The organism is Pseudomonas arsenicoxydans, assembly GCF_006438915.1.
Taxonomy (GTDB): domain Bacteria; phylum Pseudomonadota; class Gammaproteobacteria; order Pseudomonadales; family Pseudomonadaceae; genus Aquipseudomonas; species Aquipseudomonas arsenicoxydans_A.
On record NZ_RCZE01000001.1, the window covers coordinates 372,964 to 398,311 of the forward strand.

The window sequence follows — 25,348 nt, forward strand, 5'->3', positions numbered from 1 at the left end:
GATCTAATGTGGGAATCGGTGCCGGCGGCCCGTCACGCTGCATCGCTGAAAACACCGGTTGCCGGGTTTACAGCAGCACCAATGCGGCTGAGCTGGGTAGCCAGTGAAACAGGCGACCAAGGAAGTGTCGAGCAATGCCAAGTGCGACTAGCCGGGGGTAGATCCTGATTTGAGGTGACCCCATTCGCGAGCAAGCCCGCTCCCACATTTGATCTCTAGTGTTCACAAATTTTGTGTTCACCACCGATCTAATGTGGGAGCGGGCTTGCTCGCGAAAGCTATTTCAGCGGCGCCTCAACGAAACCGGTCAACCTCTTGGCGCAAGTCCGCCGCCAGGCTTTCCAGCTCTTTGGCCGTTACGGCCAAATTCGACACCACCTCACGCTGCTCACTGTTCGCCAACGCAATGCTCTGCAGGTTGCTGCTCAGCAACGTCGCGGTGCTGCTTTGCTCTTGGGTCGCGGTGGTAATCGCCGCAAATTGCTGACCCGCCGAACGGCTCTGCTCATCGATCCGCGCCAGCGCCGAAGCCACATTGGCGTTACGCGACAGCCCTTCCTGCATCAACACATTGCCCTGTTCCATGGTGCTGATGGCGTTGCCGGTTTCTTGCTGGATGCTGCTGATCATCCCGGAAATTTCGTCCGTGGCCTGACGAGTACGCGACGCCAGGTTACGCACCTCATCAGCCACCACTGCAAAGCCACGGCCCTGCTCACCGGCGCGGGCCGCTTCGATCGCGGCGTTCAGCGCCAGCAGGTTGGTCTGTTCGGCAATCGCGGTAATCACACCGACGATGCCGCCGATTTCCTGAGAGCGCTGGCCCAAGGTGTTGATTACCGTCGCAGTGCTGTTCAGCGCACCGGCGATTTGTTCCAGCGAGGCAGAGGCTTCGTCCATCGAGGTACGACCGATCTGGGTTTGCTGGGCGTTTTCCTGGGCCAGGCGCTGAGTGTTGCCCATGTTGTCGGCGATGTTCAGGGACGTAGCGCTGAACTCTTCCACGGCGCCGGCCATGCTGGTGATTTCGCCGGACTGCTGCTCCATCCCTTCATAGGCGCCACCGGACAGGCCGGACAACGCCTGGGCACGGCTGTTGACCTCGGCCGAGGCTTTGCGAATGTGCTCGACCATGGTCGACAGGGCCTGGCTCATCTGGTTGAACGCGCGGGCCAGTTGACCAATCTCGTCGTTGCTCGCCACGCTCAGGCGCACGCTCAAATCACCGGCGCCCAAGGCTTCGGCCTGACGCACCAGATCACCCAGCGGCGCGAGTTTGCTGCGCAGCAACCAGACAGCCGAACCGACCGCGATCAACATCGCCAGCAGACTGCCGATGGCCAGTTGAATGCCGACGCTCCAGGTCACGGCGCTGATTTCAGCTTTTGGCATGCTCGCCACGACCGACCATGGGCCGCCATCGAACGGTACGGACACGCTGTAGAAATCCTCGGATTTATCGCTCCAGAACTGGCCTTTGCCCGGTGTCTTCGCCAGTCCGACGATGGCCGGGATGGCTTGATCCAGTGCTTGCACACCCGAAATCGGCACCAGCCATTTGCTTTGCTCATCAAGCAATGCCAGGGAGCCGGTCTGGCCGATACGGAAGCGCTTGAGGTTGGCGAACTGCGCGTTCTGCGCGTCGGTGTAATCGAACCCTACGAACAGTACGGCAATCACCTTGCCGCTGCTGTCGCGCACGGGGGTGTATTGCGTCATGTAGGAGCGATCGAAGAGCAAGGCACGACCGACGTAGCTCTGCCCCGCCATCAAGCGTGCATACGCCGGGTGAGCGTGATCGAGCAACGTGCCGATTGCGCGATTGCCGTCCTGTTTGGTCAGGGAAGTGCTGACCCGGATAAAGTCTTCGCCGCTGCGCACGAACAACGTCGCCACGCCGGCGGTCATTTGCTTGAACTCGTCAACTTCCTTGAAGTTGTTGTTCAACACTTCGCTGCCCAGGTGCAAGCCCGGGGTCTGCGTGCCCGCCACGGCCACCGGCTCCTCCGGGTGCACGCTCAGACCGACGCTGAAGCGCTTCTCGAACAGTCCAGCCAAGCGCTGGGTGCTTTCACGCAAGGTGCCGTGAAAGGTGCTCAACTGATCGGCCAGCAACCGGGCTTCACTGGCCAGGTGCTCTTCGCGGGTGGCGAGGTTGGCAGTGTCCAGCGAACGCAGGGCGAACACGGTACTGCCAGTGATGACAATCGCCAGTATCACGGCAAGCGCAAGACCAAGCTGTGAGGCGATCCGGGCACGGGGTTGAGACATGACAGCTCCTGGCCGAGCGACCTGATCCTGCTTGATCGGGCTGAACACTCAGCAAAATTTTCCAGACAATGGGGAAAAGCGTCGAACCTGCACGAAGGTTCCACCTGCAGATTTTCGGCGGCAAAACTGAATACTTGAGTAATTAACGAGGATATGGCGCAAAGCCTCTACTGCGAGGGCTCTATCGATTCAGCTCAAACGCTGCACAACCGGCAAATCCATGGCCCGGACTTCACCCAGCAGGAAATCGCTGAGCCGGCGCAAACGTTCACCTCCGGGGCGGGTTTTCGGCCAGACCAGGTAGTAATGCTCACCGCTGGCGACCGCCGTCGGCCACGGCAGACTCAAACGTCCCTGCGCGACATCCTCCGCCACCATCAACAAATCCCCCATAGACACGCCATAGCCGCGCGCGGCGGCGATCATGCCCAACTCCAGGGTGTCGAACACCTGGCCACCCTTGAGCGAAACCTGATCGGTCAGGCCCATGCGCTCCAGCCAACTGCGCCAGTCACGCCGATCCGGTGTCGGGTGCAGCAGCTCGGTGCTGGCCAGCCGCGCGACATCCCACGGCTGATCGTTCAGCAGATTCGCCGCGCCGACGGGGATCAGCTCCTCGGGGAACAGCAGCGTGGACTCCCAGTCGGGCGGGAAATGCCCGCCGCTGAGGATCACGGCGCAATCGAACGGCTCCTGATTGAAGTCCACCGAGTCGATGTCCATCCAGGCGCTGGTCAGTTGCACTTCATTGCCCGGTTGCAGGTGCCGGAAACGGCTGAGCCGCGCCAGCAACCAGCGCATGGTCAAGGTCGACGGGGCTTTCATGCGCAGGATGTCGTCTTCGGCGCGCAAGGTATTGCAGGCGCGCTCAAGGGCGGTGAAACCGTCACGAATGCCCGGCAGGATCAACCGCGCCGACTCGGTCAGTTGCAAGTTGCGCCCGCTGCGGTGAAACAGCCGACAGGCGAAATGCTCTTCGAGCGTACGAATATGCCGGCTCACCGCGCTTTGAGTGATCGACAGTTCTTCCGCCGCGCGGGTGAACGAGCTATGCCGCGCCGCCGCTTCAAATGCGCGCAAGGCATATAAGGGAGGAAGACGACGTGACATGAGGAAAGCTCCTATAGCGCAATCCGGCTACCGTAGCAGAAACTCTTCAGCATGAGTCTGACTCATGCTACCCATCCTTTTTATCCCTTTGTGTTAACCCCGTGAAGCGCCGAGAATCGACGCTTTCCAGTCCTCTTTGATTATCGAGCGTGATGACCATGAAGCATCCAGCGCGTATTGAACTCTGGGCCATCCTGCGGCTGGCGGGGCCGCTGATTGCCTCGCAGTTGGCGCACATGCTGATGGTCCTCACCGACACTTTGATGATGGCGCGCCTGAGCCCCGAAGCGTTGGCCGGCGGCGGCCTGGGTGCGGCGACTTACTCGTTCGTGTCGATTTTCTGCATCGGCGTCATCGCCGCCGTTGGCACCTTGGTGGCGATTCGTCAGGGCGCGGGCGACATTGTCGGCGCGGCGCGCCTGACCCAGGCCGGGTTGTGGCTGGCGTGGTTGATGGCACTGGTGGCCGGGCTGTTGCTGTGGAACCTCAAGCCGGTGTTGCTGCTGTTCGGCCAGACCGAAACCAACGTGCACGCCGCCGGGCAGTTTCTGACAATCCTGCCGTTCGCCCTGCCCGGTTACCTGAGTTTCATGGCGTTGCGCGGTTTCACCAGCGCCATCGGCCGCGCAACGCCGGTCATGGTGATCAGCCTCGGCGGCACCGTGGCCAACTTCCTGCTCAACTATGCGTTGATCACCGGGATGTTCGGCCTGCCGAAACTGGGCCTGATGGGCATCGGCCTGGTGACGGCGATTGTCGCCAACCTGATGGCGGTGGCGCTGGCCCTGCACATCCGCCGGCATCCGGCGTATGACGCGTATCCGTTGCGCCAGGGCCTGTCGCGGCCCAACCGTCAGTATTTAAAAGAGCTGTGGCGCCTCGGCCTGCCGATTGGCGGCACCTACGCCGTGGAAGTCGGGTTGTTTGCGTTTGCCGCGTTGTGCATGGGCACCATGGGCAGCACGCAACTGGCGGCGCACCAGATCGCCCTGCAGATCGTGTCGGTGGCGTTCATGATTCCGGCGGGGCTTTCCTACGCGATCACCATGCGTATCGGCCAGCATTACGGTGCCGGGCAGTTACTGGATGCACGGTTGGCCGGACGGGTCGGCATCGCCTTCGGTGCGGCGTCGATGCTGGGCTTTGCGATGGTCTTCTGGTTCCTGCCGAATCAGTTGATCGGCCTGTTCCTGGACCACAACGACCCGGCGTTCCGCCCGGTGATTGAACTGGCTGTGAGCCTGCTGGCGGTGGCGGCGTGGTTCGAGCTGTTCGACGGCACGCAAACCATCGCCATGGGCTGCATACGCGGGCTCAAGGACGCCAAGACCACGTTCCTGGTCGGGTTGGGTTGCTACTGGCTGATTGGCGCACCGGCCGCGTGGTGGATGGCCTTCCATATTCACTGGGGGCCGACGGGCGTCTGGTGGGGGTTGGCGCTGGGGCTGGCGTGCGCGGCGGTGAGTCTGACGCTGGCGTTTGAATGGAAGATGAAGCGGATGATTCGGCAGGAGCCTTCGTCACAGGCTGGTTTCCGGATGGCTCAGCCTGACTGAGATCCCCTGTGGGAGCCAGCTTTTGTGGCGAGGGGGCTTGCCCCCGTTCGGCTGCGAAGCAGTCGCAAAGCTTTAGGGGCAGCTGCGCGTCCCAACGGGGGCAAGCCCCCTCGCCACAAAAGCTCCCACATTTGGTATGGGGTTAATTCACGACTTCCAGTATGAGCTGCTGATCGCTGCCGTAGGTCAGGTATTCAACCAGTTCCGCCAACGGCAACGGCTTGCTGATCAGATATCCCTGCACCTGGTCGCAGCCAAACCCGCGCAACAGATCCAGCTGCTCCACTGTTTCCACCCCTTCCGCGACGACCTCAAGATTGAGGTTGTGCGCCAGGTTGATCATTGCGTGGACCAGTTTGCGGTTCTCTTCACGTTCTTCCATGCCGCCGACAAAGCTCTTGTCGACCTTGAGCAAAGCGATCGGCAGGCTGTTGAGGTGTACGAAGGAAGAAAACCCGGTGCCAAAGTCATCCAGCGAGAAGCGCACGCCCAGGCGTCCGAGAGCGTCCATGGTTTGCTTGACCAGATCGCTACGGCGCATCACCGCGGTTTCGGTCAGTTCGAATTCCAGCCACTGCGCTTCGACGCCGCGCTCGGCAATCAACCGGCTCAGCGTGGAGAGCAATTGGCTGTCCTGGAATTGACGGAACGACAGGTTGATCGCCATGTGCAGCGCCGGCAAACCCTGCTCGCGCAAGGCCTGCATGTCCCGCAACGCCCGGGAAATCACCCAGTAACCGAGCGGCACGATCAAACCGCTTTGCTCGGCCAGCGGCACGAACTCGCTCGGCGGCAGCAAGCCGCGTTCGGCATGCCGCCAGCGCACCAACGCTTCGAGGCCGACGATCTGGCCGTCAGCCATGTTCAGGCGCGGCTGGTAATGCAGTTCCAGCTCGTCACGGCGCAAGGCTCGGCGCAGCTCGCTTTCAAGGTCGGCCATGCTGCGGGCATTGCGGTTGATGCGTTCGTTGAAGATGTGAAAGGTGCAGCCCTGCGTGCTCTTGGCTTGCTGCATGGCAATGTGCGCGTGCCACATCAGCGGGTCCGCGCCGGCCTGGGCCCGGGCGTGGGCGATACCCAGGCTGGAACCGATCAACAGGCTTTCGCCGTCGACCCAGTAAGGTTCGGCCAGCGCTTCGGTGATGCGCTCGGCCATCCATTCCGCGCGCTGAGGTGCGCGGCGGGTGTCGATCAGCAAGGCGAACTCATCGCTGCCCAGGCGCGCCAGTTGATCGCCGGCCTCAAGCTGGCTTTTCAGCCGCGCGACTACTTGCAGGATCAAGCGGTCGCCAGCCTGGTGGCCAAGGGCATCGTTGGCGTGTCGGAAGTTGTCGAGATCAAGGTGACCGAGGGCCAGTCCGCGGCCGTCGTTCTCTGCCAGACGCGCTGCCAGCAGGGTCTGGAAACCCTGGCGGTTGGCAATGCCGGTCAGCGGGTCTTGTTCGGCGAGCCGTTGCAGGGTGTTTTCCAGCAGGCCGCGCTCGCGCACATGCCGCAGGCAACGACGCAGCATCCCGGCATCGAGCAGGTCGCGCACCAGCCAGTCGCTCACGCCATCGGGCGGCATCAGTGGCTCGTGCTCGAGCAATAGCACCGTCGGCAAGCTGCAACGGCCTGGTAGCGGCTGAAGTGCAGGAACAGTCAACAACACCGCGTTGCGGTTGTCATCGAACAAACCGCTGACCGACTCCCAGCTCGGCGCGCTGATGAGCACGGCCGAGCTCCCCATCGGAGCCAGACACTCGCGCAACAACGCTGCCCACGCTGGCTCTTCGGCCAGTAGCAGCAAACGCAAGGGTTCGACAGGCGTAGACAAGCTAGCTCCCTAGACTCTGCAAAGATGTAGGCGGCAGGCATTATGCCGCGCCGCTAACCAATGACCAAATGACATCGGTTGACAAACGTGACTTTGTGTCAGGAATACGAACAATAGCCGCACATTCACCGCGCATCCTGCTTGAAAGTAACAAAACCGGCAATTGGAGAAAGCGTGTTACGTCACAAGTCGGACAGAGCAGCACAATTCGCTGAGCCTGTTAAAATGCCGGCCCATTTCATAAATGACTCCCTGAATTCCGTATGTCCCGACTCAATCCCCGGCAGCAAGAAGCCGTGAACTACGTCGGCGGCCCACTATTGGTGCTCGCCGGTGCAGGCTCCGGCAAGACCAGTGTGATCACGCGCAAGATCGCGCACCTGATCCAGAACTGCGGCATCCGTGCCCAGTACATCGTCGCCATGACCTTTACCAACAAGGCCGCGCGCGAGATGAAGGAACGGGTCGGCACCCTGCTCAAGGGCGGCGAAGGCCGTGGCCTGACAGTGTGCACCTTCCACAACCTGGGGCTGAACATCATCCGCAAGGAACACGTGCGGCTGGGCTACAAACCGGGCTTTTCGATCTTTGACGAGACCGACGTCAAAGCCTTGATGACCGACATCATGCAGAAGGAATACGCGGGCGACGACGGCGTCGACGAGATCAAGAACATGATCGGCTCGTGGAAAAACGACCTGATCCTGCCTGCCGAAGCCCTGGAAAACGCGCGCAATCCCAAGGAACAGACCGCCGCCATTGTCTACACCCACTACCAGCGCACGCTCAAGGCATTCAACGCGGTGGACTTCGACGACCTGATCCTGCTGCCGGTCAAGCTGTTCCAGGAACACGCCGACATCCTCGAAAAGTGGCAGAACAAAGTCCGCTACCTGCTGGTGGACGAATATCAAGACACCAACGCCAGCCAGTATTTGCTGGTGAAACTGCTGATCGGCACGCGCAACCAGTTCACCGTGGTCGGCGACGATGACCAGTCGATCTACGCCTGGCGCGGTGCGCGTCCGGAAAACCTGATGTTGCTCAAGGATGATTACCCGTCCTTGAAAGTGGTGATGCTGGAGCAGAACTACCGCTCCACCAGCCGCATCCTGCGTTGCGCCAACGTGCTGATCTCGAACAACCCGCACGAATTCGAAAAGCAGCTGTGGAGCGAGATGGGCCACGGCGATGAGATCCGCGTGATTCGCTGCCGCAATGAAGACGCCGAAGCCGAGCGCGTGGCCGTGGAACTGCTGACCCTGCATTTGCGCACGGACCGGCCGTACAGCGATTTCGCGATCCTGTACCGCGGTAACTACCAGGCCAAGCTGATCGAACTGAAGCTGCAACACCACCAGATTCCGTATCGCCTGTCCGGCGGCAACAGCTTTTTCGGGCGTCAGGAAGTGAAAGACCTGATGGCCTACTTCCGCCTGATCGTAAACCCGGACGACGACAACGCCTTCCTGCGGGTGATCAACGTTCCGCGCCGCGAGATCGGCTCGACCACCCTGGAAAAGCTCGGCAACTACGCCACCGAACGCAAAATCTCGATGTACGCCGCCACCGACGAAATCGGCTTGGGCGAGCATCTGGACACGCGCTTCACCGATCGCCTGTCGCGCTTCAAGCGTTTCATGGACAAGGTGCGCGAGCAGTGTTCTGGCGAAGACCCGATCTCGGCGCTGCGCAGCATGGTCATGGACATCGACTACGAGAACTGGCTGCGCACCAACAGCTCCAGTGACAAGGCCGCCGACTACCGCATGGGCAACGTCTGGTTCCTGATCGAAGCGTTGAAGAACACGCTGGAGAAAGACGAAGAAGGCGAGATGACCGTCGAGGATGCCATCGGCAAACTCGTTTTACGCGACATGCTGGAACGTCAGCAGGAAGAGGAAGACGGCGCCGAAGGTGTGCAGATGATGACGCTGCACGCCTCCAAAGGTCTGGAATTCCCCTACGTGTTCATCATGGGCATGGAAGAGGAAATTCTTCCGCACCGCTCGAGCATCGAAGCCGACACCATCGAAGAAGAACGCCGCCTGGCCTACGTCGGGATTACTCGCGCACGCCAGACCCTGGCCTTCACCTTCGCCGCCAAGCGCAAGCAATACGGCGAGATCATCGATTGCGCGCCGAGCCGCTTCCTCGATGAACTGCCGCCGGACGATTTGGCCTGGGAAGGCAACGACGACACGCCGGTCGAAGTCAAAGCCGTTCGTGGAAATACCGCATTGGCGGATATACGCGCGATGTTAAAGCGCTAGAATTGCCTACTTTTTAACCAAAGCATTTTTAACCAAACACTTTTTACAAACTAGGCGCATTTGGCGCCAGTAGAGGAAAGCTTCATGGAAGCACTGCACCAGAAAATCCGCGAACTAGGCATCGTGCTTTCCGATCAGGTCCTGAAGGTAGACGCCTTTCTGAACCACCAGATCGACCCGGCCCTGATGAAGCTGATCGGTGACGAATTCGCCGCACTGTTCAAGGACTCGGGCATCACCAAGATCGTCACCATCGAAGCCTCGGGCATCGCTCCGGCGATCATGACCGGTCTGAACCTCGGCGTGCCGGTGATCTTCGCCCGCAAGCAACAGTCCCTGACCCTGACTGAAAACCTGCTGTCGGCAACCGTTTACTCGTTCACCAAGAAGACCGAAAGCACCGTGGCGATCTCCCCGCGCCACCTGACCAGCAGCGACCGCGTGCTGATCATCGATGACTTCCTGGCCAACGGTAAGGCGTCGCAAGCGCTGATCTCGATCATCAAACAGGCCGGCGCAACCGTGGCGGGCCTGGGTATCGTGATCGAGAAATCGTTCCAGGGCGGGCGCGCAGAACTGGATGCACAGGGTTATCGCGTGGAATCCCTGGCTCGCGTGCAATCGCTGGCCGGCGGCGTCGTGACCTTCATCGAATAAGCCGCTACGCCGCAAACCAATGTGGGAGCGGGCTTGCTCGCGAAGGCGGTGTGTCAGTCAACATCATCATTGACTGTCACACCGCCTTCGCGAGCAAGCCCGCTCCCACATTTGATCTCTGTTGACGGTTAAATAGTGGTGGCCTTGAGGCCGGTGAGTAGCAGGCGTTGGAACAAGTCTTCCTTCAACCCGTCAGGGTTGGTCAGTTGCATCCGCTCCAGATGTTCGGGAAACATCGATGCCTCTGGCGCATCCAGCGCTGCTTTGCCCAGTTCCAGAATCTCCGTCAGTTTGAACTTGCTCTTCAGCCAGTTCAGCGCCCGCAACACATCGCGCTCCACCTCGGTGAAATCGCAGCCCAGCGGATATTCCGGAAACAGGTTCATGTGCCGTGCCTGAATCGCTTGTAATCGCTCCGGGCTGTTGTCGGCGAAGCGTGGGTCGATGCGGAAGTCTTTCGGCAGCTTGCCAACCTTCTGCGCCTGCTCGATCAACCCCGACTGAAAGCGTGAATCACTGATATTCAGCAACGCCTCGATCACCGCCGCATCGGTCTTGCCGCGCAAGTCGGCGATGCCATATTCGGTGACCACGATGTCACGCAAGTGCCTTGGGATCGTGCAGTGACCGTACGCCCAGACGATGTTCGAGCTGACCTCCCCGCCCGCCTCGCGCCAGCTGCGCAGTAGCAACACCGAACGTGCGCCCTCCAGCGCATGGCCCTGGGCAACGAAGTTATATTGCCCACCCACGCCGCTGAGCACTCGCCCGTCTTCGAGCTGATCGGCCACACCGGCACCGAGCAAGGTCATGGTAAACACGGTGTTGATGAGCCGCGCATCCAGGCGCTGTAAACGTTTGAGTTCTTCCTGCCCGTACAGCTCGTTGATGTAGCTGATGCGGGTCATGTTGAATTCAAGACGTTTGCTTTGCGGCAACTCGCGCAGACGCTCGTAGAAACTGCGCGGCCCGAGGAAGAAACCGCCGTGCACCGAGATGCCGTCGGTTTGCGCGGCTTCGTCGAGGGTGCCGGCATTCGCCTGTTGCTGAGTCGGCACATCGGGATAGACCTTGCGTCGCACGATCCCGGCATCGGCCAGCACCAGCAAGCCGTTGACGAACATTTCGCTGCAACCGTACAGGCCTTTGGCGAACGGTTCGAGACCGCCTTCACGGTCGATCAACTGCGCCCACTGACTGAGATTCACGTCCGCCAGCAAAGCCTTGTAACCGCCATTGTCGGCTTGCCGCGCCAGCAACGCCGCCGTCAGCGCATCGCCCATTGAGCCGATGCCGATCTGCAAGGTGCCACCGTCGCGTACCAGCGTGCTCGCGTGCAGGCCGATGAAGTGATCCTGGAAACCCACGGGCATGTTCGGCGTCGAGAACAGCGTGCTGTTGTCCTTTTCGTCGATCAGCAAATCGAAGGTGTCGATGCCGATTTCAGCGTCGCCGGGCATGTAGGGCAAATCGTTATGCACCTGGCCCACCAGCAGGATTGTCTCGCCCGCCGCCCGGCGTTTGGCGATCATCGGGAACAGGTCGAGGGTGATGTCCGGGTTGCAGCTCAGGCTCAGGCGATCGGGGTGCTCGGAATGGCTGGCCACCAACTGCGCGACCAGGTTCAAACCGGCAGCGTTGATGTCCCGCGCGGCGTGGCTGTAGTTGCTGCTGACGTAATCCTGCTGGGCCGATGCGCTATGCAGCAAGCTGCCCGGCTGCATGAAGAACTGCTGGATGTGAATGTTCGGCGGCAGGTTGTCGTGTTGCAGTTCGGCGAGGAAAGCCAGTTCCGGATAGTCGCCAAATACGCGTTCGATGAAGGGTTCGAGAAAGCGCTTCTGCAAACCGTCGCCCAGTGCCGGACGACCCAGGCACAGGGCGGTGTAGATCGTCAGCTGCCGCTGCGGCAGTTGCGCGATGCGCCGGTACAGCGCGTTGACGAAATGGTTGGGTTTGCCCAGGCCCAGAGGCAAGCCCATGTGAATGTGCGCCGGCAACCGCGCCAGTACGTCATCGACCGCTTGCTCGATAGAACACAGCTGCACCATCTGATCCTCCCTTACATTCCGTGAATCGGGGTTGGACCGAGCTTGCCGGGTCTTTGCTGCAATGAATAGCCTCAGACGTAAGTCGCAGGCACAAAAAAACCGCTCGAAAGCGGTTTTTTCGCTGAAGACGCCGGCTTATTTCAGGCCGGACATCTTCTGGATGGCGCCTTTGAGCTCAGCATCGGAGCAATCAGCGCAAGTGCCTTTAGGCGGCATCGAGTTGATACCGGTAATGGCCTTGGCCAGGATGCCGTCGAGGCCGCCCTGATGATCGGCACGGTCTTTCCAGGCTGCGGCGTCACCGATTTTCGGTGCGCCCAACAGGCCGGTACCGTGGCAAGCGTTGCAATGTTTGGCAATCACTTCGTCCGGGGTTTTGGCACCGCCGCCGCCACCAGCAGAGGCAGCCACTTCCATCCCCTTGCACTCTTGACCCGTTACACAGACCTTCCCAACCGGTTCAAGGCGTTTGGCAATATCGTCGTTCGTCGCAGCTTGAGCGCTGACAGCCCATAGGGCCAATACGGTTGCTGGTGCAGCCAGCATTTTCATAATTAGGTTCACGCGTTCACCCTCAATGGTGGCTAGTCACGCCTACGGCCACGGTTCGCAGGCGGGCGCAAGTATAGCGGTAAGCCCGCCACACTGAAACAACCCCAAAGTCGAAGGGGTCTTATGCCGCAGCGGAAAAACCGCCCGGGTGCCTCGGGCTGATGGGCAGGGCGCCTTCTTTACTTAGAAATTCGCCGGTGTCGCTGCGCTGATTAGTCGCGCCGGCGCATCGAACGGATTTCGGAAACGGTGCGGCTTGGTACTTTCAAAGTAGTAGCTATCGCCGGCTTCAAGCACAAAAGTTTCCAGCCCGACCACCAGTTCCAGTCGACCTTCCACCAAAATGCCGGTTTCCTCACCTTCATGGGTGAGCATCTCGTCACCGGTGTCGGCGCCTGGCGGGTAGATTTCATTGAGAAAGGCGATAGCCCGGCTCGGGTGTGCCCGACCGACCAGTTTCATGGTCACGGCGCCATCGGAAATATCGATCAGCTCATTGGCTTTGTAGACGATCTGCGTCGGTTTTTCCTGCAGGATTTCTTCAGAAAAGAACTCGACCATGGACATGGGAATCCCGCCCAGCACTTTGCGCAGCGAACTGATCGAGGGGCTGACGCTGTTCTTCTCGATCATCGAAATCGTGCTGTTGGTGACACCCGCGCGCTTGGCGAGCTCACGCTGCGAAAGGCCTTTGAGCTTACGGATGGATTGCAGTCGTTCACCGACGTCCAATGCTTGCGCCTCCAGGGATTCAGGTTGTTGGAATATTGAGCGTTATCATGGCGACAGCGTTCAGTATTTACAACACTTGGACCTGAATCCCGTGGGGCGAGGCGACTTTCGGTGTGGGCTGCTGGCTGTCAGCCCTCGGAATAGAGCAGTGGCACCCGGCGCAGGTTGCAGAAGATCTGATAAGGAATCGTGTCCGCCGCCGCTGCCACATCGCTGGCGAGGATGTTTTTGCCCCATAACTCGACGGTCGAACCGAGGCCGGCTTGCGGCACATCGGTCAGGTCGATGCAGAGCATGTCCATCGACACCCGGCCGATCAACTGGCTGCGTTGCCCGGCGACCATGACTGGCGTGCCGGTCGGTGCATGACGCGGGTAACCATCGGCATAGCCCATGGCGACCACGCCAACGCGCATCGGCTTGGGCGTAATGAATTTGGCGCCGTAACCGATCGGCTCGCCGGCCGGCAGTTCACGCACGCAAATCACTTTGGATTCCAGGGTCATCACCGGTTGCAGGCGCGCCGCCACGGTGTTGGCTTCTTCGAACGGCGTCGCGCCGTACATCATGATGCCGGGGCGAACCCAGTCACTCGGGATCTGCGGCCAACCCAACACGGCGGGCGAGTTGCGCAAGCTGACTTCCGCCGACAAACCTTTACGCGCAGCTTCAAATACGGCGACCTGCTCGGCGCTGGCCTGTTCGTGCAGCTCATCGGCCCGGGCGAAGTGGCTCATCAGCACGACTTTCGCGACCTTGCCGCTGGCCAGCAGCCGTTGATAGGCCGCCTGATAATCCTTTGGATGCAGACCCACGCGGTGCATGCCCGAATCGAGCTTAAGCCAGACGGTGATCGGCTTGCTCAGCGTGGCGTTCTCGATGGCTTCGAGTTGCCACAGCGAATGCACCACGCACCAGAAATCATGCTCGACAATCAGCGCCAACTCATCGGCTTCGAAGAAGCCTTCCAGCAGCAACACCGGCGCCCGAATGCCCGCCGCGCGCAGTTCCAACGCCTCTTCGATGCAGGCCACGGCAAAACCGTCGGCCTCGGCTTCCAGCGCCTGGGCGCAACGCACCGCGCCATGGCCATAGGCATCCGCCTTGATTACCGCGAGGGCTTTGGCCCCGGTGAGTTCACGGGCGATACGGAAGTTGTGACGCAAGGCTTGAAGGTCGATCAGGGCACGGGCTGGGCGCATGGCGGCAGACTTCTAGGCGGCATGAGAATAAAAAAACCGGCGCTGGCTGGCGGCGTGAACCGCCAACAGCACCGGCAGAGGGATCTTTGAAACGGTTACGGCAACGCGGCGACGATGGAGATCTCAACCAGGATGCTCGGCTTGGCCATCTTCGCTTCGACGGTGGCACGGGCCGGTGCGGCGCCTTTGGGCAGCCACTGATCCCAAACCGAGTTCATCCCGGCAAAGTGCGCCTCAATGTCGTTCAGGTAGATCGTCGCCGACAGCAGATGCTGCTTGTCAGTCCCGGCCAGATCCAGCAAACGCTCGATATTGCCGAGGACATCGCGGGTCTGCTGTTCAATCCCGGCGTTGAAGTCATCGCCGACCTGCCCCGCCAGATACACGGTGCCGTTGTGGCTGACGATCTGACTCATGCGCTCATTGGTGAGCTGGCGCTGGATTGCCATGCTTTGCGGACTCCTGGGTTTTTTTGCCATAACGGGAAATATCGAGGCCTTCGGCGCTGATCTGCGGCGTTTTCTTCGCCATCAAGTCGGCCAGCAAGCGACCGGAGCCACACGCCATGGTCCAGCCGAGTGTGCCGTGACCGGTGTTCAGGAAAAGATTCTTGAACGGGGTCGCGCCAACGATCGGCGTACCGTCCGGAGTCGTCGGCCGCAGGCCGGTCCAGAAACTCGCCTGGGCCAGATCGCCGCCCTGAGGATAAAGGTCGTTGACGATCATCTCCAGGGTTTCGCGCCGGCGCGGGTTCAGTGACAGGTCAAAACCGGCGATCTCCGCCATGCCGCCGACGCGGATGCGGTTGTCGAAACGGGTGATCGCGACCTTGTAGGTCTCGTCGAGAATGGTCGAGGTCGGGGCCATTGCCGGGTTGGTGATCGGCACGGTCAGCGAGTAACCCTTGAGCGGGTAAACCGGCGCCTTGATCCCCAGCGGCTTGAGCAACTGCGGCGAGTAGCTGCCAAGTGCCAACACGTAGCGGTCAGCGGTTTCCAGCTTGCCGTCGATCCACACGCCGTTGATGCGATCACCGGCGTAGTCGAGTTTCTGGATGTCCTGGCCGAAGCGGAATTCCACACCCAGTTTCACGGCCATTTCGGCCAGGCGGGTGGTGAAAATCTGGCAGTCGCCGGTCTGGTCGTTCGGCAGGCGCAGGGCACCGGCGAGGATGTCGGTGACGCTGGCCAGCGCCGGCTCGACGCGGGCAATGCCGGCGCGGTCGAGCAGTTCGAACGGCACGCCAGACTCTTTCAGCACGGCGATGTCTTTCGCGGCGCCATCGAGTTGAGCCTGGGTGCGGAACAATTGGGTCGTGCCAAGGCTACGGCCTTCGTAGGCAATACCGGTTTCGGCGCGCAATTCGTCGAGGCAGTCACGGCTGTACTCGGACAGGCGGACCATGCGCTCCTTGTTCACCGCGTAACGGCTGGCGGTGCAGTTGCGCAGCATCTGCGCCATCCACAGGTATTGATCGATGTCGGCCGTGGCCTTGATCGCCAGCGGCGCGTGGCGCTGCAACAGCCATTTGATGGCTTTGAGCGGCACGCCCGGCGCGGCCCACGGCGAGGCATAACCCGGCGAGACCTGGCCTGCGTTGGCGAAACTGGTCTCCATCGCAGCGGCCGGCTGACGGTCCACCACCACCACTTCAAACCCGGCACGGGCCAGATAGTAAGCACTGGCGGTACCGATGACGCCGCTACCCAAGACCATAACGCGCATTTTCATATCCCTCATCGCGGCTGACCGCTGACGTGTGTTGTATTCAAGCAGTGATGTGCGCAGTGTAAAAAAGATTTGCCAGTGTTTTTCACTATATAAGCAGCTATATTTGGCGACAATTCTCGGCAAAAACCCTTTTCACGGAGGCGCATCCCCTATGCGTACCAACACTCAGACCAAACGAGAGCTGGACAAGATCGACCGCAACATTTTGCGGATCCTGCAAGCGGACGGACGCATCTCATTCACGGAACTGGGGGAAAAGGTCGGGCTCTCCACCACGCCTTGCACTGAGCGGGTGCGGCGCCTGGAGCGGGAAGGGATCATCATGGGCTACAACGCCCGGCTCAATCCGCAGCACTTGAAGGGTAGTCTGCTGGTGTTCGTCGAGATCAGCCTTGACTACAAATCCGGCGATACTTTCGAAGAGTTCCGCCGCGCGGTGTTGAAACTGCCCCATGTGCTGGAATGCCACTTGGTGTCAGGGGATTTCGACTACCTGGTGAAGGCGCGGATCTCCGAGATGGCCTCGTACCGCAAGCTGCTGGGGGACATCCTGCTCAAGCTGCCGCATGTGCGTGAGTCCAAGAGCTATATCGTGATGGAAGAGGTGAAAGAGAGCTTGTGTTTGCCGATTCCGGATTGAGGGTTTGTGGTGCCTGATCTGGCCCCTTCGCGAGCAAGCCCGCTCCCACTTTTGATCGCATTCTTGCAGGAAGCACGCGGTTAAATGTGCGAGCGGGCTTGCTCGCGAATGCAGGCGCCTCGGTCTACCTAGACCAACACCTGCCGGGTAGAAGCCATGTACTCATGAATCTGCTTCTCCACCCGCGGATGAATCAACTCCACCGGCCCGCGCCCATTCGGGCATGGCAAGGTTTTGGTGGTGCCAAACAACCGGCAAATCAGCGGGCGCTCGTCATACACCGTGCAGCCGTTCGGCCCCAGGTGCACGCAATTGAGCTCATCCATCGCCGCATCCTGCTCAGCGCGGGTCTTGCGCGGCAGGCGCGACATTTCTTCCGGCGAGGTGGTCACCGGCCCACAGCAGTCATGGCAGCCGGGCACGCACTCGAACGAGGGGATCTGCTGTCGAAGCGTGCGGATTTTTTGGTTGTTGCAGCTCATTAAAGCAGTGACCAAAAGCGAAATAGAGCGCGATTCTGCAGCAAAGGCGCCGATCCATACAGCAGCAGCCGACCAATGTTGCCCGTGCCAGAAGGTCCGGCTTATCCTCCGTCCAATTTTACAGACGCCAGAATCGGGAACTCGCCCATGAACGCCGGTGCTCAGCCATCCGCTCCAGGTCACCAGCACATCGCCTCTTATTACGCCGCCAGCAGCCTGCCGCAGCCCGATTATCCGGTGCTCCGGGGGGATCTGGTGGCGGATGTGTGCGTGGTCGGTGGCGGATTTTCCGGGCTGAACACTGCGCTGGAACTGGCGGAACGTGGCTTGAGTGTGATTCTGCTCGAAGCCCGCAAAATAGGTTGGGGCGCCAGCGGGCGCAACGGCGGGCAATTGATTCGCGGCGTCGGTCATGGCCTTGATCAATTCGCCAACGTGATCGGCACCGACGGCGTGCGCCAGATGAAACTCATGGGCCTGGAGGCGGTGGAAATCGTCCGCCAGCGCGTCGCGCGTTTTCAGATTCCTTGCGACCTAACCTGGGGTTACTGCGACCTGGCCAACAAACCCCGCGATCTCGAAGGCTTCGCCGAAGATGCCGAAGAGCTGCGCAGCCTCGGTTATCGTTATGAAACGCGACTGCTGCAGGCCAATGAAATGCACTCGGTGGTGGGTTCCGAGCGTTACGTCGGCGGCCTGATCGACATGGGCTCGGGGCACCTGCATCCGCTGAACCTGGCGCTGGGCGAAGCGGCGGCGGCCGAGGAAATGGGGGCGGTGCTGTTTGAACAATCGGCGGTCACCCGCATCGACTACGGCCTCGAAATTAAAATCCACACGGCCAAAGGTTCGGTCCGCGCAAAGACGCTGGTGCTGGGCTGCAACGCCTACCTCAACCAACTCAACCCCGAACTCAGCGGCAAAGTGCTGCCGGCTGGCAGCTATATCATCGCCACCGAACCGTTGAGCGAGGAACTGGCCCATTCTCTGCTGCCGCAGAACATGGCGGTCTGTGATCAACGAGTCGCACTCGATTACTACCGACTCTCGGCGGACCGACGCTTGCTGTTTGGGGGCGCCTGCCACTATTCAGGCCGCGACCCGAAGGACATCGCCGCGTACATGCGACCGAAGATGCTGGAAGTGTTCCCGCAACTGGGTTCGGTGAAGATCGATTATCAATGGGGCGGGATGATCGGCATCGGCGCCAACCGGCTGCCGCAGATTGGTCGGCTTAAGGAACAGCCGAATGTGTATTACGCCCAGGCCTATTCCGGCCATGGGGTGAATGCCACGCATCTGGCGGGCAAGTTATTGGCTGAAGCGATCAGCGGGCAGCACAGTGGCGGGTTTGATCTGTTTGCGAAGGTGCCGCATATCACCTTCCCGGGTGGCCAGCATTTGCGCTCGCCGTTGTTGGCGTTTGGGATGTTGTGGCATCGGCTTAAAGAGTTGGTCTGAGGGGTTGATGTCGCTCTTTCGGACGCCTTCGCGAGCAAGCCCGCTCCCACATTTGACCGAGTCGCCCATGGGAATGCGATTAAATGTGGGAGCGGGCTTGCTCGCGAATCGGTTTAAAGAACACCACAATAATCAGATCCTCCAGAAAGGCTTGAGCCCCTCCTCCCGCGCCTGCTCCCGCGTCAGCCCCACATCCCTGAGCTGTTCCGGCGTCAGCATCAGCAACGCCTTGCGCGTGTGCAGACGATGCCAGAACAGACCCCAGCGACCCAGGCCGGACGGTGCGTTGCGCATCAATGCCTCACGCGTACCGTTTTCCTGCCCTCTCACCAGTTCCTGACTGTGTAACGTCAGCCGCACATCGCTCAAGCCGTTCATTTTGATTGCTCCTGTTTACTTGGATAGCCAGAGCTTTCATGATGCGTGGACGACGAAAAGCATTACAGATTCAACGAGCAAGTATTAATTCCATACAGATTTTGCGTTTCCGTGTCTGAATCCTGATTTTTACCTCGATCTGTATTGGTTTCCCGAATCACCCACACCGAGACTGCACCATGACCCTTTACGTCAACCTCGCCGAATTGCTCGGCACGCGTATCGAACAGGGCTTCTATCGCCCCGGTGACCGGCTGCCCTCGGTGCGGGCGCTGAGTGTTGAACACGGGGTCAGCCTGAGCACGGTGCAGCAGGCCTATCGCGTGCTGGAAGACAATGGCCTGGCGACGCCAAAACCCAAGTCCGGCTACTTCGTGCCGGTGGGTCGTGAACTGCCGGAGTTGCCGGCCATTGGGCGTCCGGCCCAGCGGCCGGTGGATATTTCGCAGTGGGATCAGGTGTTGGAATTGATTCGCGCGGTACCGCGCAAGGATGTAGTGCAACTCGGTCGCGGCATGCCGGACATCACCACGCCGACCATGAAACCGCTGCTGCGCAACCTCGCGCGTATCAGCCGTCGGCAGGACATGCCCGGTCTGTATTACGACAACATCCACGGGACCCTCGAATTGCGCGAACAAATCGCGCGCCTGATGCTCGATTCCGGGAGCCAGTTGAGCGCCAGCGATCTGGTGGTCACGACCGGGTGCCACGAAGCGCTGTCCACCAGCATCCGCGCCATCTGCGAGCCGGGGGACATTGTGGCCGTGGACTCGCCGAGCTTTCACGGCGCCATGCAGACCCTCAAGGGGTTGGGCATGAAAGCACTGGAAATTCCCACCGACCCAATCACCGGCATCAGCCTCGATGCGCTGGAACTGGCCCTGGAACAGTGGCCAATCAAAGTCATACAGTTGACCCCCAACTGCAACAACCCGCTGGGCTACATCATGCCAGAGTCGCGCAAACGCGCGTTGTTGACGCTCGCACAGCGTTTTGACGTGGCGATCATCGAGGACGATGTGTATGGCGAATTGGCCTACACCTACCCACGCCCGCGCACGATCAAGTCCTTCGACGAGGACGGTCGCGTGCTGTTGTGCAGTTCGTTTTCCAAGACCCTGGCCCCCGGATTGCGCATCGGCTGGGTCGCGCCCGGCCGATATCTGGAGCGGGTGCTGCACATGAAATACATCAGCACCGGCTCCACCGCGCCACAACCGCAGATTGCGATTGCCGAGTTTCTCAAGGCCGGGCACTTCGAGCCGCATTTGCGGCGGATGCGTACGCAATACCAGCGCAATCGCGACGTGATGATCGACTGGGTCACGCGCTACTTCCCGGCCGGCACGCGTGCCAGTCGCCCGCAAGGCAGCTTCATGCTGTGGGTCGAGCTGCCGGAAAGCTTCGACACCCTGAAACTGAATCGTGCGCTGCATGATCAAGGCGTACAGATTGCCGTGGGCAGTATTTTTTCTGCCTCGGGCAAGTACCGCAACTGCCTGCGCATGAACTACGCTGCCAAGCCAACACCGCAGATTGAAGAAGCGGTGCGCAAGGTCGGAGCCCTGGCGATCAAACTGTTAGCCGAAACTGACAGCATCACTGACTGACTTTTCTCGGGAAACCAGCGTCCATATGCCGACACCCGCCGCCAATCGGAACGATCCTACGTGAGAGTCAGACAAAACCTGCTCGCTGTTCTGCTCTTCGCCTCGTTCCTCAGCGGCTGCGCCAGCGTTGACGTTCAGCGTCAGGCCAGTCAGGCGCTGCCCGCCAGTGACTCGGCGTTCGGCCGTTCGGTCCAGGCGCAGGCCGCGCCGCATCAAGGCCAGTCGGGTTTTCGCCTGCTGTCCGACAGCACCGAAGCCTTCACCGCCCGCGCCGAGCTGATCCGCAACGCGCAAAGCAGCCTCGATTTGCAGTACTACATCGTGCATGACGGCATCAGCACGCGAATGCTCGTGGAGGAACTGCTGAAAGCGGCTGATCGCGGCGTACGCGTCAGGGTGCTGCTCGACGACACCACCAGCGATGGCCTGGACCAGATCATCGCCACCCTCGCCGCGCACCCGAACATTCAGATCCGCGTCTTCAACCCGTTGCACCTGGGTCGCAGTACCGGCGTCACGCGCACCATGGGCCGGCTGTTCAACCTGTCGCTGCAACACCGGCGCATGCACAACAAGTTGTGGCTGGCGGACAACAGCATGGCAATCGTGGGTGGGCGCAATCTGGGCGATGAGTATTTCGATGCCGAGCCCAATCTGAACTTCACCGACATCGACATGCTCGGCGTCGGCCCGGTGGCGGAACAGCTTGGACACAGTTTCGATCAGTACTGGAACAGCGCACTGAGCAGACCGATCGAACAATTCCTGTCCAGCAAACCGACGGCCAAGGACCTGGAAAACACCCGGACCCGCCTGGAAGAATCGCTGGATGACACGCGCAAACAGAATCACGCGCTGTATCAACAACTCATGACGTTCAAGACGCACCCGCGCCTGGACATCTGGCGTCGAGAGTTGATCTGGGCCTGGAACCAGGCGCTGTGGGATGCCCCGAGCAAGGTGCTGGCCGACGGCGAGCCGGACCCACACTTGTTGCTGACGACGCAACTGGCGCCCGAACTGAAGGGCGTCAGCAAAGAGCTGATCATGATCTCGGCGTACTTCGTGCCCGGCCAGCCCGGCCTGGTGTACCTGACCGGTCGCGCCGATGCCGGGGTGTCGGTGAGTTTGCTGACCAACTCGCTGGAGGCCACGGACGTGCCGGCCGTGCATGGCGGCTATGCGCCCTATCGCAAGGCACTGCTGGAACACGGCGTGAAATTGTTCGAGCTGCGGCGCCAACCGGGTGAAGGGGGAAGCGGCGGCAGTGGGCCACACTTCTTTGGACGCCCCGCTTACCAAGGCTCCGACTCCAGCCTGCACAGTAAGGCAATGGTCTTCGACCAGCAGAAATCCTTCGTCGGCTCGTTCAATTTCGATCCGCGCTCGGTGCTGTGGAACACCGAAGTCGGGGTGCTGGTGGACAGCCCCGAGCTGGCGGCACATGTGCGCGACCTGGCCATGCAGGGCATGGCGCCACCGCTGAGTTATGAGGCGAAACTGCAGGATGGCAATGTGGTTTGGGTCACTGAAGACGACGGCAAGCTGCATACCCTGACCAAAGAACCGGGGAGCTGGTGGCGGCGGTTTAATGCGTGGATGAGCACCACCGTCGGCCTGGAGCGGATGTTGTAAATTTGAGGTCTGGCAATGAACTGTGGCGAGGGAGCTTGCTCCCGCTGGGGCGCGAAGCGCCCCTGAAATCGGGCGCCGCCGTTTACCTACAGGAGCGCAGTGGCCGATTTGCGACTGCTGCGCAGCCGAGCGGGAGCAAGCTCCCTCGCCACAGGTTTGGGTTCACAATCAAGCTGTTTGCACCGTGCCGAACGCACCCTGGCGCATCAGTAGAATCACCAGGCCAAATGCACCGGCCGCCATCAACAACGGCAACGCATGCCCACTGATCCACTGGCTACCCGCCCCCGCCGCCAACGGTCCGACCAGGCAGCCAATCCCCCACAGCTGCGCGATATGGGCATTGGCACGCACCAGCGCATCGTCGCGATAACGCTCGCCGATCAGGATCAGTGACAAGGTAAACAGGCCACCCGCACTGGCGCCAAACAGCACCCACAACGGCCAGATCAGCAACGTGTCGATCAACAACGGTATCGCCAGGCTCGACAGCAGCAACACCACCGCACAGCCCGTGAACAACGTGCGCCGTGACAGGCGATCCGCCAGCGCGCCAATCGGCAATTGCAGCAACGCATCACCGACCACCACGGTACTGACCATCGCCAAGGCGATTTCGGTGGTGAAACCCTGGCGCAAGCAATACACCGGCAACAAGGTCAGGATCATCGCTTCGAAGGCGGCGAACAGCGACACCGCCCAGGCAATCGCCGGCAGGCCACGGCAAAAGATCAGCAAATCACCGAAGGTCACGCTGCTCGCTTCACTGCTGGGCGCGCCGCTGCGACCCAGCAACAGGAACGGTGCCGTCGTCAGCAAGCCGACACCGACCCAAAATCCGTAATCGTGCTCCGTGCCCAGAACGCCCAGCAGCACCGGGCCGGCGAGCTGACTCAGGGCATAGCTGCAGCCATACAACGCCACCAGCCGCCCGCGCCACTGTTCGACCACCAACTGGTTGATCCAGCTTTCACCGAGGATAAACACCAGCGTCAGGATCACCCCGATCATCAGGCGCAGCAGCAACCAGATCGGGTAGCTCGGCATCAGCGCCAGCAAGGCGATGGACAATGCCCCGGCCCACAGGCACAAACGCATCAGGTTCGCCGTGCCCAGGCGCGCGGCCAGATGGCTGGAGATCTTCGCCCCCAGCAACACGCCAATGGCCGGCATCGCCGCCATTACACCGATGGCGAATGAGCCGTAGCCCCAGCTTTCCAGGCGAAACGACACCAGCGGCATGCTGACGCCCAGGGCCAGGCCGACACTCAAGACAGACGCCAACACGGCGAAATAAGTCGCCCAACGCATGTTCCACGCTCCTGTGGATAGTATTTTTTCCGCTCACCACAAAACAAATGTGGGAGCGGGCTTGCTCGCGAAGAGGCCATCACATCCAACATCATCGTTGGCTGTTACGGCGCCTTCGCGAGCAAGCCCGCTCCCACAAGGGATCTACGTCGTTAAGAAAACCGACTTACAACTTGATCCAGGTCGCCTTCAGCTCGGTGTACTTGTCGAACGCGTGCAGCGATTTATCGCGACCGTTACCCGACTGCTTGAAACCACCGAACGGCGCGGTCATGTCGCCGCCATCGTATTGGTTGACCCAAACGCTACCAGCGCGCAGTGCGCGGGCGGTCAGGTGAGCCTTGGAGATGTCCTTGGTCCACACCGCTGCGGCGAGGCCGTAGGGCGTGTCGTTGGCGATCGCAACGGCTTCTTCGGCAGTGTCGAAAGCGATGACCGACAACACCGGGCCAAAGATTTCTTCCTGGGCGATTTTCATCGCGTTACTCACGCCGTCGAAAATCGTTGGCTCAACGTAAGTGCCGCCCGTCTCCTGAAGCGTACGCTTGCCGCCGGCGACCAGTTTGGCACCGTCGGCATGACCGGATTCAATGTAGGACAGCACAGTGTTCATCTGCTGGGTATCGACCAGCGCGCCGACGTTAGTCGCCGGGTCCAGCGGGTTGCCCGGCTTCCAGGTTTTCAGGGCCTCGATCACCAGCGGCAGGAATGTATCCTTGATCGAACGCTCGACCAGCAGGCGCGAACCGGCGGTGCACACTTCGCCCTGGTTGAAGGCGATGGCGCCGGCAGCGGCTTCTGCAGCTTCTTGCAGATTCGGTGCATCGGCGAACACGATGTTCGGGCTCTTGCCGCCGGCTTCGAGCCAGACGCGTTTCATGTTCGACTCGCCCGAGTAGATCAGCAGTTGCTTGGCGATCTTGGTCGAACCGGTGAACACCAGCGTATCGACATCGTTGTGCAGGGCCAGGGCCTTGCCGACGGTGTGACCGTAACCGGGCAGTACGTTCAGCACGCCTTTCGGAATGCCGGCTTCAACCGCCAGTGCCGCGATGCGAATGGCGGTCAGGGGGGATTTTTCGGACGGCTTGAGGATCACCGAGTTACCGGTGGACAGCGCCGGGCCGAGTTTCCAGCAAGCCATCATCAGCGGGAAGTTCCACGGCACGATCGCGCCGACTACGCCGACGGGTTCGCGTGTCACGAGACCCAGTTGATCGTGCGGGGTGGCTGCGACTTCGTCGTAGATCTTGTCGATGGCTTCGCCGCTCCAGCTCAGGGCTTGCGCCGCGCCGGGAACGTCGATGTACAGGGAGTCGCTGATCGGCTTGCCCATGTCCAGGGTTTCAAGCAGTGCCAGCTCTTCAGCGTTCTGCTTCAGCAGGCCGGCAAAACGGATCATGGTGGCTTTGCGTTTGGCCGGCGCCAGGCGCGACCAGGCGCCGGAATTGAAGGTGGCGCGAGCGTTTTCAACAGCGCGCTGGGCGTCGGCGGCGTCACAGCTGGCAATCTTGCCCAGCAGACGGCCATCGACCGGGCTGATGCACTCGAAGGTCTCGGCGGAGACAGCGTCGGTGTATTCGCCATTGATGTAGGCGCGGCCTTCGATCTTCAGATCGCGAGCCCGCTGTTCCCAGTCGGCACGAGTCAGGGTGGTCATTCGAGTGTCCTCCTCTTATTGAATACGAACGCTGCGCGGTCTTCGCGGGCGCTGTCAGGAATTCTGCCCGGCCAGCCTGCTTTTCGGCCCAAGGCAACCGCCACCCTAAACCAGCCACCCCTCATGTTTCAATATATTTGACATAAGGCCGGCAAACGGCCTTGCGATGTTCATTTTAATAAACATAGACTTTGGACTTTTCAGGCAATCACGGGAA

Annotated in this window: 20 protein-coding genes; 7 read left to right on the forward strand and 13 right to left on the reverse strand. The window is 60.7% G+C overall.

The genetic code is table 11. From position 1 onward, the window contains the following. Window positions 1–294: 294 nt before the first annotated feature. Together EAH78_RS01710 and EAH78_RS01720 are read right to left on the reverse strand one after the other, a co-directional pair. A complete protein-coding gene (locus EAH78_RS01710; protein ID WP_140664711.1) occupies window positions 295–2,271 on the reverse strand; it encodes a methyl-accepting chemotaxis protein in 1,977 nt (658 codons plus the stop codon). A 189-nt stretch (window positions 2,272–2,460) separates the two neighbouring features. Next, complete coding sequence (locus EAH78_RS01720) at window positions 2,461–3,381, reverse strand: LysR substrate-binding domain-containing protein (RefSeq protein WP_140664714.1); 921 nt, start codon at window positions 3,379–3,381, stop codon at window positions 2,461–2,463. Between the two features lie 158 nt (window positions 3,382–3,539). Between EAH78_RS01720 and EAH78_RS01725 the strand changes: the two genes are divergently transcribed. Further along, window positions 3,540–4,937 carry a NorM family multidrug efflux MATE transporter gene (locus EAH78_RS01725; RefSeq protein WP_140664717.1) on the forward strand — a complete coding sequence of 466 codons (1,398 nt, stop codon included), beginning with the start codon at window positions 3,540–3,542 and terminating at the stop codon, window positions 4,935–4,937. Window positions 4,938–5,079: 142 nt separating this feature from the next. Here EAH78_RS01725 and EAH78_RS01730 read toward each other — a convergent pair whose 3' ends face one another. Further along, window positions 5,080–6,753, reverse strand: coding sequence for a putative bifunctional diguanylate cyclase/phosphodiesterase (locus tag EAH78_RS01730; RefSeq protein ID WP_140664720.1), 1,674 nt, complete (start codon window positions 6,751–6,753; stop codon window positions 5,080–5,082). A 263-nt stretch (window positions 6,754–7,016) separates the two neighbouring features. On the opposite strand from EAH78_RS01730, the gene rep reads away from it, so the two are divergent. Together rep and EAH78_RS01740 are read left to right on the forward strand one after the other, a co-directional pair. Next, window positions 7,017–9,026 carry a DNA helicase Rep gene (gene rep / locus EAH78_RS01735; RefSeq protein WP_140664723.1) on the forward strand — a complete coding sequence of 670 codons (2,010 nt, stop codon included), beginning with the start codon at window positions 7,017–7,019 and terminating at the stop codon, window positions 9,024–9,026. An 84-nt stretch (window positions 9,027–9,110) separates the two neighbouring features. After that, complete coding sequence (locus tag EAH78_RS01740; RefSeq protein ID WP_140664727.1) at window positions 9,111–9,683, forward strand: xanthine phosphoribosyltransferase; 573 nt, start codon at window positions 9,111–9,113, stop codon at window positions 9,681–9,683. 128 nt (window positions 9,684–9,811) lie between these two features. On the opposite strand, the gene EAH78_RS01750 is transcribed toward EAH78_RS01740, so the two are convergent. The 6 genes from EAH78_RS01750 to dadA all read right to left on the reverse strand — a co-directional run bounded on the left by EAH78_RS01750 (window position 9,812) and on the right by dadA (window position 15,945). Continuing rightward, window positions 9,812–11,734, reverse strand: coding sequence for an acetyl-CoA hydrolase/transferase C-terminal domain-containing protein (locus EAH78_RS01750; protein WP_140664732.1), 1,923 nt, complete (start codon window positions 11,732–11,734; stop codon window positions 9,812–9,814). Between the two features lie 135 nt (window positions 11,735–11,869). Beyond that, window positions 11,870–12,286, reverse strand: coding sequence for a c-type cytochrome (locus EAH78_RS01755; protein WP_140665631.1), 417 nt, complete (start codon window positions 12,284–12,286; stop codon window positions 11,870–11,872). 183 nt (window positions 12,287–12,469) lie between these two features. Then, the gene (locus EAH78_RS01760; RefSeq protein WP_007947433.1) at window positions 12,470–13,018 is read right to left on the reverse strand and encodes a cupin domain-containing protein; all 549 of its coding nucleotides are present in this window, start codon (window positions 13,016–13,018) and stop codon (window positions 12,470–12,472) included. A 128-nt stretch (window positions 13,019–13,146) separates the two neighbouring features. Next, window positions 13,147–14,220 (reverse strand): alanine racemase, encoded by a 1,074-nt coding sequence (gene alr / locus EAH78_RS01765; RefSeq protein ID WP_140664735.1) that lies wholly within the window; start codon window positions 14,218–14,220, stop codon window positions 13,147–13,149. Window positions 14,221–14,315: 95 nt separating this feature from the next. Next, a complete protein-coding gene (locus EAH78_RS01770; RefSeq protein ID WP_027926366.1) occupies window positions 14,316–14,669 on the reverse strand; it encodes a RidA family protein in 354 nt (117 codons plus the stop codon). Beyond that, window positions 14,641–15,945, reverse strand: a complete 1,305-nt coding sequence (dadA, locus tag EAH78_RS01775) for a D-amino acid dehydrogenase (protein WP_140664739.1) — start codon at window positions 15,943–15,945, stop codon at window positions 14,641–14,643. The genes EAH78_RS01770 and dadA overlap by 29 nt, the downstream gene beginning before the upstream one ends. Before the next feature lie 157 nt (window positions 15,946–16,102). Between dadA and EAH78_RS01780 the strand changes: the two genes are divergently transcribed. Beyond that, window positions 16,103–16,591 (forward strand): Lrp/AsnC ligand binding domain-containing protein, encoded by a 489-nt coding sequence (locus tag EAH78_RS01780; protein WP_010465173.1) that lies wholly within the window; start codon window positions 16,103–16,105, stop codon window positions 16,589–16,591. A gap of 128 nt (window positions 16,592–16,719) precedes the next feature. Here EAH78_RS01780 and EAH78_RS01785 read toward each other — a convergent pair whose 3' ends face one another. Then, on the reverse strand, window positions 16,720–17,073 hold the full coding sequence (locus tag EAH78_RS01785; protein ID WP_140664742.1) for a YkgJ family cysteine cluster protein: 354 nt from the start codon (window positions 17,071–17,073) through the stop codon (window positions 16,720–16,722). A gap of 147 nt (window positions 17,074–17,220) precedes the next feature. On the opposite strand from EAH78_RS01785, the gene EAH78_RS01790 reads away from it, so the two are divergent. Then, window positions 17,221–18,534 carry an NAD(P)/FAD-dependent oxidoreductase gene (locus EAH78_RS01790; protein ID WP_140664745.1) on the forward strand — a complete coding sequence of 438 codons (1,314 nt, stop codon included), beginning with the start codon at window positions 17,221–17,223 and terminating at the stop codon, window positions 18,532–18,534. Between the two features lie 132 nt (window positions 18,535–18,666). On the opposite strand, the gene EAH78_RS01795 is transcribed toward EAH78_RS01790, so the two are convergent. Continuing rightward, a complete protein-coding gene (locus tag EAH78_RS01795) occupies window positions 18,667–18,912 on the reverse strand; it encodes a DUF1127 domain-containing protein (protein WP_140664747.1) in 246 nt (81 codons plus the stop codon). A gap of 179 nt (window positions 18,913–19,091) precedes the next feature. On the opposite strand from EAH78_RS01795, the gene EAH78_RS01800 reads away from it, so the two are divergent. Both EAH78_RS01800 and EAH78_RS01805 read left to right on the forward strand, forming a co-directional pair. Further along, window positions 19,092–20,525 carry a PLP-dependent aminotransferase family protein gene (locus EAH78_RS01800; RefSeq protein WP_140664750.1) on the forward strand — a complete coding sequence of 478 codons (1,434 nt, stop codon included), beginning with the start codon at window positions 19,092–19,094 and terminating at the stop codon, window positions 20,523–20,525. 60 nt (window positions 20,526–20,585) lie between these two features. After that, window positions 20,586–22,160 (forward strand): phospholipase D family protein, encoded by a 1,575-nt coding sequence (locus EAH78_RS01805; protein WP_140664752.1) that lies wholly within the window; start codon window positions 20,586–20,588, stop codon window positions 22,158–22,160. A 168-nt stretch (window positions 22,161–22,328) separates the two neighbouring features. Here the strand turns inward: EAH78_RS01805 and EAH78_RS01815 are convergent, their stop codons facing one another. Beyond that, the gene (locus EAH78_RS01815) at window positions 22,329–23,471 is read right to left on the reverse strand and encodes an MFS transporter (RefSeq protein WP_140664756.1); all 1,143 of its coding nucleotides are present in this window, start codon (window positions 23,469–23,471) and stop codon (window positions 22,329–22,331) included. A gap of 166 nt (window positions 23,472–23,637) precedes the next feature. Further along, window positions 23,638–25,131 carry an aldehyde dehydrogenase gene (locus tag EAH78_RS01820; RefSeq protein WP_140664759.1) on the reverse strand — a complete coding sequence of 498 codons (1,494 nt, stop codon included), beginning with the start codon at window positions 25,129–25,131 and terminating at the stop codon, window positions 23,638–23,640. Window positions 25,132–25,348: the final 217 nt, after the last annotated feature.

Coding starts and splice junctions, on each gene's coding strand:
- EAH78_RS01710 (WP_140664711.1), bottom strand. CDS start 2,271: ATGTCTCAACCCCGTGCCCGGATCGCCTCACAGCTTGGTCTTGCGCTT.
- EAH78_RS01720 (WP_140664714.1), bottom strand. CDS start 3,381: ATGTCACGTCGTCTTCCTCCCTTATATGCCTTGCGCGCATTTGAAGCG.
- EAH78_RS01725 (WP_140664717.1), top strand. CDS start 3,540: ATGAAGCATCCAGCGCGTATTGAACTCTGGGCCATCCTGCGGCTGGCG.
- rep (WP_140664723.1), top strand. CDS start 7,017: ATGTCCCGACTCAATCCCCGGCAGCAAGAAGCCGTGAACTACGTCGGC.
- EAH78_RS01740 (WP_140664727.1), top strand. CDS start 9,111: ATGGAAGCACTGCACCAGAAAATCCGCGAACTAGGCATCGTGCTTTCC.
- EAH78_RS01750 (WP_140664732.1), bottom strand. CDS start 11,734: ATGGTGCAGCTGTGTTCTATCGAGCAAGCGGTCGATGACGTACTGGCG.
- EAH78_RS01755 (WP_140665631.1), bottom strand. CDS start 12,286: ATGAAAATGCTGGCTGCACCAGCAACCGTATTGGCCCTATGGGCTGTC.
- alr (WP_140664735.1), bottom strand. CDS start 14,220: ATGCGCCCAGCCCGTGCCCTGATCGACCTTCAAGCCTTGCGTCACAAC.
- EAH78_RS01770 (WP_027926366.1), bottom strand. CDS start 14,669: ATGGCAATCCAGCGCCAGCTCACCAATGAGCGCATGAGTCAGATCGTC.
- dadA (WP_140664739.1), bottom strand. CDS start 15,945: ATGCGCGTTATGGTCTTGGGTAGCGGCGTCATCGGTACCGCCAGTGCT.
- EAH78_RS01780 (WP_010465173.1), top strand. CDS start 16,103: ATGCGTACCAACACTCAGACCAAACGAGAGCTGGACAAGATCGACCGC.
- EAH78_RS01785 (WP_140664742.1), bottom strand. CDS start 17,073: ATGAGCTGCAACAACCAAAAAATCCGCACGCTTCGACAGCAGATCCCC.
- EAH78_RS01790 (WP_140664745.1), top strand. CDS start 17,221: ATGAACGCCGGTGCTCAGCCATCCGCTCCAGGTCACCAGCACATCGCC.
- EAH78_RS01795 (WP_140664747.1), bottom strand. CDS start 18,912: ATGAACGGCTTGAGCGATGTGCGGCTGACGTTACACAGTCAGGAACTG.
- EAH78_RS01800 (WP_140664750.1), top strand. CDS start 19,092: ATGACCCTTTACGTCAACCTCGCCGAATTGCTCGGCACGCGTATCGAA.
- EAH78_RS01815 (WP_140664756.1), bottom strand. CDS start 23,471: ATGCGTTGGGCGACTTATTTCGCCGTGTTGGCGTCTGTCTTGAGTGTC.
- EAH78_RS01820 (WP_140664759.1), bottom strand. CDS start 25,131: ATGACCACCCTGACTCGTGCCGACTGGGAACAGCGGGCTCGCGATCTG.